The following is a 13,084-nucleotide window of genomic DNA, read 5'->3' as shown; positions in this document are numbered from 1 at the left end:
AATTAACTGGATTAAAGGATATTTATGTATATAATCAGTTGTTTAGTTATTTGGTTTTAATGATTTTTTGTATTGTTTCTTTTGAAGAGGTTTGTATTCTTAAAATATAAACACCATTAATTAGTTCCGAAATATTTATTTGGTCAACAGATTGAACCTGTTTTAAAAATTGTCCATTTGTACTGTAAATACTTATGTTTAATATAGTCTGGTCTGTTAAAATATGAACAATGTCTATAACAGGATTCGGAAAGACTGTAATACCATAATTATTTGATGCCTCTACTTTTGTTGGAGTATTAGTAATCCATGGATTAAATATTACTTCTCCATAGCTGGAATATTCATTGTCGTCGTAAATTTTAGCATCAATTTCAGCAGCAACGTTACTGTCCCAAATGTTTTTTATGGCCTTAATTTTGGCATTAGTTCTATTTTCAACGTGATAAGTGTTGTTGTTACTAAATGTATTGTTGCCAATACTATCTGTTTCATTTTGTCCTAACGACAAGAGCTTACTATAGTTTTTTACCCCAGTATTATTATTAGAAAAGATTGAATAGGTAATATAGGCACCGTTTCCAGTATAACATCCAATATCGTTATTGTAAAAGTCACAGGCTTTTATTCTGGTAATTGAATCATTATTAGATCCTTCTAATAATATTCCTCTTGAAGAATTTGTAAAACTACTGTTTAAAATCGTGGCCATTCCCCTGTATATTTTTGCACCAGATGATGCGCTGTAATCAAAAGAGCAACTATTGATATCTGCATTGTACAAATTTGAAATATCGAGCATTGATCCGGTGGATCCATATCCTCCATAGGCAAATACACAATTTTTAAATACAGCTGTGTCTTTACTGCAGCTAATGCTTGCCCAATCTCCTGCTACAGGCACTATGTCATCTCCATCTTCACGTGTGTCGTTAATATAACTATCATCATTTATAGAAGTAAAAATGATAGGATCATTAATTGTTCCTGCAGCAATAATCCCTCGATCTTCGAATCCGGAATTTCCAGTGTAAATATTTGCTCTATACCCAATGTTTGAGTATGATTCTGTGGTATAAAACTTACAAACGGTTCCTGGTTTAATAGTTAGTAGGGGATAGGTTACCATAGAATTTTCAATGACATAAGGTAATGTTAGCGGGTTGTAAAAAGTACTGGCTTTTCTTGTGGAAATACTATTTATTGTAATTGCATTTATATAATTTCCAGTTGCTGTGTTGTTGGTCCATGGTTTATCTATTAGTGTAGAATTAGCATAGATAGCACTATATGCATTATTATTAATTGTATTATTCTTAATTAGAGGAGCAGAATGGTAGTTTGCAGATATTCCGTTTCCGCCATTATCATTAATAATGTTATCTGATATAGTTGCCTTGCAGGCTTCAGAAGTAACAGTTATTCCATCCTTTGTATTATCCGATATTTCGGAATCAGAAATTATAATAGTTGAATTCGACGCAATACCTACATTGTTTGATTTCGTAATTATAGAGTATTTTACCCATCCACTTGCTCCATTTTTAAATTCTAAAGCAGGATAAGTTGCACCAGCATACCTTATTATTGTATGATTAAACTCTGCGTGTCCATTCAATATACTTATATACCCCCAGTCTCCCCTTGATGCTTCTGTAGCGTCTTCATCATTATTAGTATCACCTCCTATTGTGTCATCATAAATTGAGGTGAAAATAACAGGATTTTCTTTAGTTCCATGTGTAATGATTGACCCATATTCACCTCCGCCTTTAGCTCCAGTATACAAATGAGCTTTATATCCAATGTTGCCAAAGCTTTCTGTGGTAGAAAATTTTAAGATGGTACCTTCATAAATATTCAAAGGAAAATATGTTACCTGATTATCTTCAAGTACATATGGTATCCCGTCGTTATCATACAAACTACATGGGTCATTGGTTGAAAAGCAATCGTTACCGCGAATAACAAAACCGTTAGTGCCATTATTGGTCATTGTATTTCCGGTAAAATTGCTGGTTATGTGAACGGTTCTCATAAATACTGCGTGCGAAGTATTATCAGTAAAAGTATTATTTGTGATGTATGGATGGCCTCCGGATACAAATACTCCATAGAAAGCATTATCAATAAAAGAACAGTGATCAACACTAATCTCAGAGCCATTAATTTCGAGTCCAGATGAAGCAGAATGCTTAAAAGAACAATTGCTTACTGTACCTCTTGCTCCTTGTATGAAATTAAGCATAGCATCTTCTCCAATGTTGCGGTTTCCACCACCGTATTGAAAAATACAATTCGAAAAAGAGGATTCCGGTCCTGATCCCCATAATGCATTTTGATAAATACAATCCCAATCACCAGGTTGAGGATCAGCAGATGAAGAGGTAAATATTATTGGCATTTCCGCAGTTCCGTTTGCCAGTAATTTACCATGTAGTGTAAATTTTGTATCAGGACTAAAAGTTACTACAGTTCCAGGGGTAATAGTAATTGTGCTATCCTTTGCCAGAGTTACATCTTTGGTAATATATACCACGCCACTCCAAACGGCTTGGTGCAAATAGCCTTCAAGTGCATAGGTCTTTATTGAGATACAGATAAATACTATTGCAATTAAAATTTTATACTTTCTCATAGTTTTAGTTTCTTAAATATGTATTTCTAAAGATTAGATTTTAACAAATTCCACTCTTCTGTTATTGGCTTTTCCTTCAGCAGTTGTATTATTATCAATAGGTTTACTTTCGCCGTAACCTTTTGAGGATAACCTTTCTGAAGCAATTCCCATTCCTATTAATGTATTCATTACAGCTTTAGCTCTTTGTTCTGATAGCGTTTGATTTTTAGTATCGTCACCATCACTGTCCGTATGGCCTTCAACGCTAAACTTTAAATCCGGCTGTTTTTGCATTAACTCGAAGATTTTATTGATAGGCCCCATGCTTTCGGGCTTGAGTGTTGCCTTATTTACATCAAAGCGAATACCGTTGCAAATAATCTTCCCTTCGCTTAATACTCTGTCGTAATATTTTACACCTCCTTTTGCAATGCGAACATTTTTTACAAAAAATGCCTGATCTTTAGAAGCATTTGCGAAGTAGGGGTAGATTGTAAATCCTGAAGGATTATGGTTATAATGAGGTATGTTAATTAATCTGGTATCATCAAGATATACTTTTAGTTTACCTTTGGTATAAGCTAATGAAACGTGAGTCCAACATCCATTTTCATAATATGTATAATCTCGTTCAGGATGATTTACATAATTTCCATCCGGAGTATTTATGCGGATAGGAGTAACTTCAAATTCCTGTTCTTCGGAAACTCGTTGATTTTTTTGATCAGTAAGGTAAAACGACAATCTATTGCCATCTTTGGGAGTATAATAGTCAAATTCTATTGTAAACACATCTGGTAAGTAATCTTCATTTGAATTTTTTAAATACGGAATAATCTTACCACCGTCAAGAAACATCATTACAGATTCGTCATTAACATTTGCAATTTCAACTTGTCCGCTTATTAGATCCCAACGAGAAGGAAATTCTCCGTTTTCTTCCATTAGATCAGGACCATCTTCAAAGATTACTTTATCTCCAGGAACAAAGTCAAAGCGACTCCATTTAATGTTCATTTTTGTTGGAGCAGTGTTAGTGTTATTTTCAGTAGGAGTATTTTTGTTGGTGGTGTTTTGTGCCTTTTTACTCGATTTATCTCTATTTGTCGTTTCGTCAATGCGGTCTTCCGCTTTGTCAAATGTTTTGTCTATTTCATTATTAATTCGGCGTTCAGTTCTTTCTTCAGCTTCATTTTCAATTTTCTTTTTAGCTTTCTTAGCCATTTTTTCAAGAAATTGAGCCTCTGTGCTTTCTATAGTTGCAAAGCAAAACAGGCAGACAATTAGTATTTGAATGGTTTTCATTGAAGAATTAAGATTATTTGGAGTTAATTATTGGATATATAAGCTTTATTAATCGTTTCAATCGTACTAATCTGAAGTGCTATAATAAATTTTATTCTGAGATGGAGTTGTTTGAGAAAATATAATTGTATTAGCTTATGCGCCTTTATCTTTAATAAACAGCACTGTATTAGTGAAGCCTGTAATTCTCATAATTATAGTTTTTGTGTTTAGTCTATTGTATTGTTACTAAGCAAAAGTACGATAGTAGCTACATTTATATTGAGGGGAATTTGAATTCGCAGAAGTTGGATTTGAATGTGTAGGCGTTTGAGCTAAAGATAATAGATGTTCAATTTTTGGGAAGGGGTGATGTTGAAGAATGTGTTATTAAATGGTGATGAATAATAGCCACTAATTATTTATCTATACCGCAATTAAAGTATAAAGAATTAGTTTAGAAGGTGCATAGAACCGACTTTAGTCGTCTTTGGTTAATTATGAATAAGTAAGGGTTTTACTGTAAATTGTATTGTTATCAGATGTTATAATCCAAAATTGAAAACGCAAACATAGGATTCGTTTTGGGTAAATGAAAAATTTGTTGGATTTGTGATTAATACAAATTAGTTAATTATACTTATAGGCTATCCAGTTTATCAATGACCATTTGCTTGCGACGTGATGAAATTGGTATTTCTTTCTTGTTTTTCATAACCATAAAGCCACCATCTGTTTTGTCTATTTTTGTTACATGGCTAAGGTTAACTAAAAATGACTGATGAGGACGAATAAAGTCATGTTCGCTTAGCATTTCTTCATACTCTTTAATACTTCTAGATACAATTATCTTCTGACCATCATTAAGAAAAAATGTAGTGTAACTATTATCGCTTCTACAAAAAATAATTTCTTTAATATCAACAAGGTGAAGAGAGTCAGCGGTGCGTAATAGTAATTTTTTACTCTTTGCTTCGTTGTTGTATTGTTGTTCAAAATTGAATGTTTGCAGTTTTATTTCATCTTCATTAATTGATGTAATAGCAGTGTTAATGGCATTACAAAACTCAAATTCGTTAACAGGTTTTAGAATATAATCAATAGCACTAAACTTAATGGCCTTAATTGCATAATGGTTATAGGCAGTAATAAAAACAGGTTTAAAAGTATATGGACGACATTGGTTTAGTACTTGAAAGCAATTACCATCAGCTAATTCAATATCGAGTAGTACAAGTTGAGGTTGTTGTTCTTGTATGGTATTAATAGCTTTGCTTACAGTATCTGCTTCACCAACTATTTTAATGTTCGGAAAGTTCTGTTTAAGCATCAATCTGTTGGTTTCCATCAATTGTGGCTCGTCTTCAATTAATACTGCTTTTATCATAGTTTAATGGGTATTTGTATTTTAACTTTGGTGCCTGTTTTTTGGGGATTAAGATCTTGTTGGTTTTCAATCGAAAAATAGATATTCTTTTTCAATTGACGCGATAAAATTTTTTGTCTTTTATTGAAAATTTGCATAGACATGGATCGGTGGCCTTTTTGCGTGTTGGAATTTTGTTGTATACCATGCCCATTGTCAGTAACATAAACAAATAATGCATCGTTTTCTTCTTCAAAAGAAATATGCAGCAGTCCTTGATATTTTAAATTTCTAAGTCCATGCTTAATGGCATTTTCAACAAAAGGTTGTATTAGCATAGGTGGTATTTCAATAAATTCAATATCTGAATCTTCTGAGTAAATAATTTGGTAATCGAAACTATGATTGGTACGCATTTGTTCTAAAATGATATAATTACGAAGCGATTTAATTTCATCTTCAAGAGAAATATACTCTTGTGTTGTATGTTCAAGTATAGCTCGAGTAAGAGATGCAAAATTGTTAAGGTAACCGGCTGCTTTTTTAGTTTCGTTGCGATACATATAGTTTTGTATACTACCTAATGCATTAAACAAAAAGTGTGGATTCATTTGCATTCGTAGAAGTTGTTGCTTGAGCATTAGTTGTTGTTCTGAATTGCGTTTTTTTCGCCTGAAGAAATCTAATATTCCACCAATAATAGCAAGTACCAGAACAATTGATATAATAATAAATAACATCATTCGCTGGCTTCTAATTTTGTTTTCAGCTGTTAGCAATTCTATTTGTTGCTCTTTTCGTTCGGTTTGATATTTAAACTCCATATCATTTAAAGCACTTACACTTTCAATGTTAAAAAGGCTATCTTTCCAGGCATTAACCATAGCAAGCTCTTCGCAGGCCAATTTATATTTTCCTGTGCTAAAATAAATGTTGTAAAGAGCTTCGTAAGCCATTATAATATCCTCTAGGGAGTTGAGTTCAATTGAAAGAGGTTTTCCTTCCAATAGCATTTCTTCACCCTCTTTAAATTTTCCAATCTTTTCGCACAAGTTTCCTAAATGTATTAAGGCATAACTTAAATATCGTTTATCATTTTCAATGCGTTGTAGATCTAAGGCTTTTGAATAATATTTGTATGCTTCGTTAAATAATCCTTGTTGTTCTTTTACTTCTCCTAATAATTGGTAACAAATACCCTCTGCAATTGTACTTTTTCTTTTACTCGCAAGTTGAAGCGATTTCCAGAGATAGAATTCAGCAGAATCAGGAACATTTAGTTTCAGATAAGCGTCACCAATGGTTCCATAATTGACTTCAAGGTGATAGTTATTGTTATTTTCAAGACCATACTTAATTGATTCCTTATAATAAAACAATGCTTTATTATATTCTTTCAGCCCCATATAAATATTTCCGATACCATTTTCTGCAATAGCTTTACCATATTGATTCCCGGAGTATTTTGTTGTTGCAATAGACTTTAAGTAATAATGAATGGATTCACGGTTGTGGTAGGTTTTTCGATATAACGTTCCAAGTCCATTATAAATTCTTCCTAACATGTAGTAATCTTCATCTTGTTCAGCTTGCTTTAAGGCTTGTTTAAAATAAAATTGGGCTGAATCATAATTGTGATTATTACGATTCTTAAGGGCGGTTTCGTAGTATTTAGAAGTGGCATTTTTAATGTGATTGTTGTATGATGGATTTTGAGCAAAACAAGTAATGGTTGAAACAAGCATTAATATGGCCAATGATAATATTTTATGAATTTTTTTAAGAAGCATTTTTATACAGAAGGTAATCAGTTGTTGGAGTTTATGAGGATTGGAATCTTATTGAAGTTTGGTATAGTAAACATTATGTATCTAACTTTAACGTTGGTAGAAATTCTACAATGATTAAAAATTTTTTGAATATAGAATTTGTATTTTGCATAGTCTAAATTTGGGTTAAATATTTTTCTTACAACTTTATTTGTCTGATGGGTTTCTATTTTATGTTTGGCTTCAATTTATTGTATGCTACTGTATCAATAGTAAATATGAAGTGCTAAATGCAAATATATTTAATCTTTTTTTATGTTAAAATAAAAAGAAATCTTCATGTATTTAATGAGGTTTATTTCATTTAGGTAATGGTTTATATTTACTTAGCAGAGTGTCTGCTTTGTATAGTGTTAATAGGAGGAGCTTCAACAAATTTTAATAATAAAATGCAAAAGTACTTTTTTATACATTAAATGATCGTATTTACTAGGATTTCTAAAATATTATCCCTTATTTTGCACCGCATTTGAGAAAAGCATTATCTCAAAACACGGTAAACGGACCGGTAGCTTAATTGGATAGAGTCCCTGGTTACGGCCCAGGAGGTTGGGGGTTCGAATCCCTCCCGGTTCACATAAAGACTTGTAAGTATAATCTTACAGGTCTTTTTTGTTTTATATATATCTTTTATTTTTCTTTCCTCTTGTTGTAAGAACAAGAACTTTGATATATCTCCTTATATTTGGTCTTCAAAATAAACAAGCATTATAAAATGAATATTTTAATTACAGGTGCCACTTCGGGAATTGGAAAGGCTATTGCTGAATATTTATCAGGTAAAGGTCATCAGGTTGTCGGATTTGGAAGGAGAGTAGAGGATGAATTAAATAAATCAGCTATTAGCTGGATAAAAATGGATGTTACAAATCAATTATCTGTTGATGATGCCATTGATAAGGCGGTTGATTTTGCAGGTAACATTGATGTTTTAATTCAATGTGCAGGAAGAGGCGCTATTGGGCCAATTGAGACATTTAAACCAGAAGATATTGATGAGGTAATGCAATTGAATGTTTATGGCATTCAGAGGGTAAATAGTGCTGTTTTACCGATAATGCGCAAGCAGGGTAATGGGCGACTAATATTTATTAGTTCTTTGGCGGCAGAAGCGGGCTTACCTTACAATGGTATTTACTCGGCAAGTAAAGCAGCTTTGGATGTAATGACAGAGTCTTTGTGTATGGAAGTAAAGCAATTTGGTATTGAAGCTTGTGTTCTTCAGCCCGGGGATTTTAAAACTGATGTTGCCTATAATAAAAAGCAAAGCATTGTTGATGCTAATTCACCATATAAAGAGCAGTTTGACAGAATTAGTAAAACAACTGTTGAGAATGTTGAAAATGCCGGAGATCCTATTAGAGTAGCTCAAAAAGTAGAAAAGATCCTATCTAAAAAACATTTAAAACCAAAATATAGAATTGGTGCACCTATAGAATTGATTATGCCCAAAGTGAAAAATATATTGCCTTCACGATGGTTTCAAAAACTAATGTTAGTGTACTTTAAGTTGTAGTATCTTTTAATTAATTTAAGATTGATGAATGATATTATTGCATATATAGTTGTTGTTGTGTGTATGGTTCCGTTGTATCTTTTTAGGAAGAAGATAAGTTTTTTATTTTGTCCTAATGATGTAATTGGTAAGTATATTAAACGGAAATATTTTGCTTTTTATAGCCTGATTCCTTCATTTGTAATAGTTGCATATGTAACTGCTCGTTTAAGATTGTTAGTTGAGCAAAGTGAATTACTGCACTCTTATGAGAATTATGTTTTAATTATTGCCTTGATTCTTCTTTTTAGTTTGTTGTATTTGTTTGGGGTGGTAACAGATTGGTTTTTGTATCATTCAAACGATAGGTATAAGAATTGGAGGAATAATGAAAGCAATAAATAATAAGTGATTATTTGTAATATTCCTGGTATTGGCAGTTTTTGCACTATTTATTCCCGGCATCGCAAGTTTATCGCAAAGTGTACGCAAATCTAGCCCATTTTATCGCAAATTTATCGCAACGGCATCGCAAAGGGGACTAGACAGCTACGCAACGGCATCGCAAATGGTCGCAACCGCAACGCAACCTGTACACAACCTGTACGCCATAGATTTGCGAATATTGCACGATAAGATGATGATGAGTGTGTGGTAAACTGCTAGCTTGTATAGTAAATGTGTTAAAGCAGGGCTATAAAGGACAAGACTGGAATTAAATACCTCGTGTATTATAATGTTCCACTTTCCTATTCAATCTAAAAAAATCAATTAAAGATTAATCTATGGGTTAATGCTATTCAGGATTGCTTTTTAACGCTTTTAAATGTAATAATCAAGGTGAGAAGTACTCTCTTTACTATCTTATTTATTGGAATATCCCCTGTATATTTTGTTAATCTTGTATGATCTCTCTTTATGATTAATCAGAGTCGCAAGTTATTCCTGATTTTCTGCTATTGTTTGGTATTGAAATTACCTTGTAATTGAGTAGAAATAAAAAGAGCCATTTGATTATTATCAAATGGCTCTTGTAGAGCGGAAGACGGGATTCAAACCCGCGACCCTTAGCTTGGAAGGCTAATGCTCTATCAGCTGAGCTACTTCCGCAAATAAAATTAAATGAGCCAATAGAGGGACTCGAACCCACGACCTGCTGATTACAAATCAGCTGCTCTAGCCAACTGAGCTATATTGGCAAACTTTATTTTTATTCTAATTAACCTTTGTTAATTAGCTTGTGGGGAGAGCAGGATTCGAACCTACGAAGACGAAAGTCAGCGGAGTTACAGTCCGCCCCAGTTGGCCACTTTGGTATCTCCCCGAAAGCGGATGCAAATATAGAATTATTTTTTTAAACTCCAACCCATGTTCACCATTTTTATTGCAGTAACAGCAGCTTCATCACCTTTGTTTCCATGAATACCACCTGCTCTGTCCTTGGCTTGCTGCATGTTAAGTGTTGTAATCAAACCAAAAATAAATGGAATAGAATAGTCTAAATTTAATTGAGTCACACCTTGAGTTACGCCATCACATACAAAATCAAAGTGAGGAGTGTCTCCTTTAATAACACAACCTAAACAAATCACAGCATCAACATCAGTGTAATCAGCCATGTATTTGCCTCCTTTTGTTAATTCAAAGCTACCAGGAACATATTTTTTAATGATATTCTCAGGGTTAGCTCCATTTTCAACTAAAGTATTATATGCGCCTTCGTATAAAGCTTCAGTAATTTCTTCGTTCCATTCAGAAACAACAATACCAAACTTCATATTTGCTGCAGAAGGCATTTTTGTTTTATCGTAATCTGATAAGTTTTTTAAACTAGTTGCCATAAGTATTTTATATATTTATTTATGATGCAAAAATAAAAGAGGTTGCCATAAATGACAACCTCTTTCATTATAAATTTTCAAATAAGTTTATTTTTTAGCAAGAAGCTGAGCTCTGGTAATATATTTATCAATATTACGGCTCTCTGTACTTTTGCTATAATCATCCTTAATTTTTGTGTAAGCTTCTACAGCATCTTCATATTTCTTTTGGTTTTCGTATACTAAACCAAGTTTAAAGAAGTATGTAGGAGCAACAACGCTGTTGTCTACAGAAGCTGCCGACTTATAATTACTGATCGCAGCATCAACATCTCCTTTTTCAAGGTATGCATCACCTAAAGCTCCTTTAGCTGTAGCGTTTAATAATTCATCATCGCTAGAAAAACTTCCTAAATATTCAATAGCATTATCAAACTCACCTAAGTGTAAATATGAAACACCAGCATAATATTTAGCTAGTTTTCCTGGTTTTGTCATTCCGTAGCTTTCAGCTATTTCAACAAAGCCCATATTCATACCGTCACCATTTACAGCAAGATTAAAGCTGTCTTTTTCAAAATAATTTTGAGCAAAGAACATAGATTCCTGAGCTTCGTTTGCCTTTGGTAAAAAGTAAAGCTTTTTGGCACCCCAGTAACCTCCAACAATAATTATAATGGCGAACATTATGATAGTTAGGGTTTTTTGGTTGTCTTCTATAAATTGCTCTGTTTTACTTAACGCATGTTCAACGTTTTCCATGCTATTTTCCGTAGCATATTCTTTTTCCTTTTTCGACATGGATAATTATTTTTTATTGCTACGCAAATGTAGTTCTTTTGTCAAAAAATCAAAATATGTGATTAGAAATTCTTTAACATTTTTAATCTTTTTGATTTGGACTATTATTAAAATTTTAATCATGGATTAATTACATTTGTGAGCTGAAAATATTTTATATGCATCTGAATAAGTTACATCTGATTAATTTTAAAAATATAGAATCTGCACAATTGGTTTTAAGTGAGGGTATTAATTGTTTTGTAGGAAACAATGGCGCCGGAAAAACCAACTTGTTAGATGCGGTATATTATATGTCGTTTTGTAAAAGTTTTTTTAATCCTATAGATAGTCAAAGTATTAAACATGATAATGATTTCTTTGTGATTCAGGGAGGTTATGAGTTGGATGGACAAGAGGAACAAATTTATTGTGGACTAAAAAAGGGACAAAAAAAACAGTTTAAGCGAAACAAAAAGGAATATGAAAAACTTTCTAACCATATTGGTTTATTGCCATTGGTGATGATTTCGCCTCAGGATGAGAGTTTAATTGTTGAAGGAAGTGAATTAAGACGAAAATATATTGATAGTGTTATCTCACAGTATGATAAAAGCTATCTTGAATATTTGATTTCCTATAATAAAGTACTGGCACAGCGTAATGCATATTTAAAGGGAATAAATGCTTTAAATGCTGAAGTAAATAATATGCTCGACATTTGGGATATGCAGATTATTTCTTTAGGAAGTAAGATTGCCCGGGCCAGACAGGTGTTTTTATCCGAACTTAAGGAGGTTTTTCACGAGGTGTATAATTATATTTCAGGAAGTAATGAAGAAGTGGCTTTTGAATATAAATCACATCTGCTTAAAGAGGATTTTGAGAATGTTTTAAGAGAAGCCCGCCAAAAGGATGTTATTTTGGGATATAGTACCAAGGGAATTCACAGAGATGATGTAGAGTTCAAAATCAATGGATATCCCATTAAAAAAATAGGATCGCAAGGCCAAAAAAAGACATTTTTAATAGCCCTGAAATTAGGGCAGTTTAAGTTTTTGGTTCAGCATAAAAATACAACACCAATATTAATGCTCGATGATATTTTTGATAAATTAGATTCGGAAAGGGGAGATCGTTTAATTGAATTGGTTGGAGGAGATGCTTTTAATCAGATTTTTATTACAGATACACAGCTAAATAGGATTTTACCTATTTTAAAACGTATAGAAAAGGATAGTGTGGTGTATGCTGTAAATAATGGGGAGTTTACTTTATATAACGAGGGTGAAGCGTAATGGAAAAGAAAGATGCAGTTAAAATAAAAGAGATTATTTCAGAGATTTTAAAACGAGATCATTTAGATCATAAAATGCTCGAAAACAGGGTGGTTCGTTCCTGGGAAAAAGTAATAGGAAGAAATGTAGCCAGAGCCACAACTCAAATATTTATGCATAATGGAACTTTGTATGTAAGTATTAACTCCAGTGTAATGCGCAATGAACTATTGATGCTTAAGGATAGGATAATGTTGGCTTTGAACAATGAAGTAGGGCATCAGATTGTTACTGCTATCGTAATTAGATAAAGAGTTGGCTCAAGACTTTTGAGAGTTGGTTATAAGCTTAGTAACTATTATATCTGGGTTAATAAAGTCAATTAAATATTAAAAATCACATCTGTCCTAAATAAAAATAATATTTCAATTCTTTAGTAGGTTCTACATCGGCCTCAGCCAGTGAACCAAAAAACAAGATTAGTTTGACGATTAAAAATCGTTTTTGTTTGAGCAACGCGAGTTTAAACGATTTCAGTCAAATAATCGTAGTTTTTTGAGAGAAGTGGGTGCAGCCTAGCCTTTTTTTGCTTCTGTTTTTTGTGGCATGACAA

The 13,084-nt window shown here is 32.7% G+C and carries 10 protein-coding genes and 4 tRNA genes; 5 read left to right on the top strand and 9 right to left on the bottom strand.

Annotated features, from left to right (window positions below):
* Nucleotides 1-46 precede the first annotated feature (46 nt).
* From OM075_RS16830 to OM075_RS16815, 4 genes are all read right to left on the bottom strand, one after another.
* The gene (locus tag OM075_RS16830) at nt 47-2,638 is read right to left on the bottom strand and encodes a right-handed parallel beta-helix repeat-containing protein (RefSeq protein WP_301191704.1); all 2,592 of its coding nucleotides are present in this window, start codon (nt 2,636-2,638) and stop codon (nt 47-49) included.
* A gap of 33 nt (nt 2,639-2,671) precedes the next feature.
* Nucleotides 2,672-3,844, bottom strand: a complete 1,173-nt coding sequence (locus tag OM075_RS16825; RefSeq protein WP_301191703.1) for an OmpA family protein — start codon at nt 3,842-3,844, stop codon at nt 2,672-2,674.
* A 700-nt stretch (nt 3,845-4,544) separates the two neighbouring features.
* Nucleotides 4,545-5,291, bottom strand: a complete 747-nt coding sequence (locus OM075_RS16820) for a LytR/AlgR family response regulator transcription factor (protein ID WP_301191702.1) — start codon at nt 5,289-5,291, stop codon at nt 4,545-4,547.
* Entirely contained in the window at nt 5,288-7,060 is a 1,773-nt protein-coding gene (locus OM075_RS16815; protein ID WP_301191701.1) for a histidine kinase, read from the bottom strand. Before OM075_RS16815 ends, OM075_RS16820 begins: the two co-directional genes overlap by 4 nt.
* A 541-nt stretch (nt 7,061-7,601) precedes the next feature.
* Between OM075_RS16815 and OM075_RS16810 the strand changes: the two genes are divergently transcribed.
* The 3 genes from OM075_RS16810 to OM075_RS16800 all read left to right on the top strand — a co-directional run bounded on the left by OM075_RS16810 (nt 7,602) and on the right by OM075_RS16800 (nt 8,999).
* Nucleotides 7,602-7,675 (top strand) — tRNA-Arg (locus OM075_RS16810).
* Between the two features lie 139 nt (nt 7,676-7,814).
* Entirely contained in the window at nt 7,815-8,615 is an 801-nt protein-coding gene (locus OM075_RS16805) for an SDR family oxidoreductase (RefSeq protein ID WP_301191700.1), read from the top strand.
* 24 nt (nt 8,616-8,639) lie between these two features.
* The gene (locus OM075_RS16800; RefSeq protein ID WP_301191699.1) at nt 8,640-8,999 is read left to right on the top strand and encodes a hypothetical protein; all 360 of its coding nucleotides are present in this window, start codon (nt 8,640-8,642) and stop codon (nt 8,997-8,999) included.
* A gap of 632 nt (nt 9,000-9,631) precedes the next feature.
* On the opposite strand, the gene OM075_RS16795 is transcribed toward OM075_RS16800, so the two are convergent.
* From OM075_RS16795 to OM075_RS16775, 5 genes are all read right to left on the bottom strand, one after another.
* Nucleotides 9,632-9,704, bottom strand: a tRNA-Gly gene (locus OM075_RS16795).
* Between the two features lie 15 nt (nt 9,705-9,719).
* Nucleotides 9,720-9,793, bottom strand: a tRNA-Thr gene (locus tag OM075_RS16790).
* Between the two features lie 42 nt (nt 9,794-9,835).
* Nucleotides 9,836-9,918, bottom strand: a tRNA-Tyr gene (locus OM075_RS16785).
* 22 nt (nt 9,919-9,940) lie between these two features.
* Nucleotides 9,941-10,435 (bottom strand): 6,7-dimethyl-8-ribityllumazine synthase, encoded by a 495-nt coding sequence (gene ribH / locus OM075_RS16780; RefSeq protein WP_301191698.1) that lies wholly within the window; start codon nt 10,433-10,435, stop codon nt 9,941-9,943.
* A gap of 87 nt (nt 10,436-10,522) precedes the next feature.
* On the bottom strand, nt 10,523-11,215 hold the full coding sequence (locus OM075_RS16775) for a tetratricopeptide repeat protein (RefSeq protein ID WP_301191697.1): 693 nt from the start codon (nt 11,213-11,215) through the stop codon (nt 10,523-10,525).
* Nucleotides 11,216-11,373: 158 nt separating this feature from the next.
* Here OM075_RS16775 and recF point away from each other — a divergent pair, with 158 nt between their 5' ends.
* Together recF and OM075_RS16765 are read left to right on the top strand one after the other, a co-directional pair.
* Nucleotides 11,374-12,492: a DNA replication/repair protein RecF gene (gene recF, locus OM075_RS16770; RefSeq protein ID WP_301191696.1), complete on the top strand. Its 1,119-nt coding sequence runs from the start codon at nt 11,374-11,376 to the stop codon at nt 12,490-12,492.
* Entirely contained in the window at nt 12,492-12,782 is a 291-nt protein-coding gene (locus OM075_RS16765) for a DciA family protein (protein ID WP_301191695.1), read from the top strand. The genes recF and OM075_RS16765 overlap by 1 nt, the downstream gene beginning before the upstream one ends.
* The last annotated feature ends 302 nt before the right edge of the window (nt 12,783-13,084 follow it).

This window comes from Plebeiibacterium sediminum (assembly GCF_026013605.1).
GTDB classification, from domain to species: domain Bacteria; phylum Bacteroidota; class Bacteroidia; order Bacteroidales; family Marinilabiliaceae; genus Saccharicrinis; species Saccharicrinis sediminus.
Note: the sequence above shows the minus strand (reverse complement) of the source record. Positions and strands in the feature narration are given on the sequence as shown.

Bases quoted from the DNA above. Each gene is read 5' to 3' on its own strand.
- OM075_RS16830 (WP_301191704.1), bottom strand. From the start codon at position 2,638: ATGAGAAAGTATAAAATTTTAATTGCAATAGTATTTATCTGTATCTCA.
- OM075_RS16825 (WP_301191703.1), bottom strand. From the start codon at position 3,844: ATGGCTAAGAAAGCTAAAAAGAAAATTGAAAATGAAGCTGAAGAAAGA.
- OM075_RS16820 (WP_301191702.1), bottom strand. From the start codon at position 5,291: ATGATAAAAGCAGTATTAATTGAAGACGAGCCACAATTGATGGAAACC.
- OM075_RS16815 (WP_301191701.1), bottom strand. From the start codon at position 7,060: ATGCTTCTTAAAAAAATTCATAAAATATTATCATTGGCCATATTAATG.
- OM075_RS16805 (WP_301191700.1), top strand. From the start codon at position 7,815: ATGAATATTTTAATTACAGGTGCCACTTCGGGAATTGGAAAGGCTATT.
- OM075_RS16800 (WP_301191699.1), top strand. From the start codon at position 8,640: ATGAATGATATTATTGCATATATAGTTGTTGTTGTGTGTATGGTTCCG.
- ribH (WP_301191698.1), bottom strand. From the start codon at position 10,435: ATGGCAACTAGTTTAAAAAACTTATCAGATTACGATAAAACAAAAATG.
- OM075_RS16775 (WP_301191697.1), bottom strand. From the start codon at position 11,215: ATGTCGAAAAAGGAAAAAGAATATGCTACGGAAAATAGCATGGAAAAC.
- recF (WP_301191696.1), top strand. From the start codon at position 11,374: ATGCATCTGAATAAGTTACATCTGATTAATTTTAAAAATATAGAATCT.
- OM075_RS16765 (WP_301191695.1), top strand. From the start codon at position 12,492: ATGGAAAAGAAAGATGCAGTTAAAATAAAAGAGATTATTTCAGAGATT.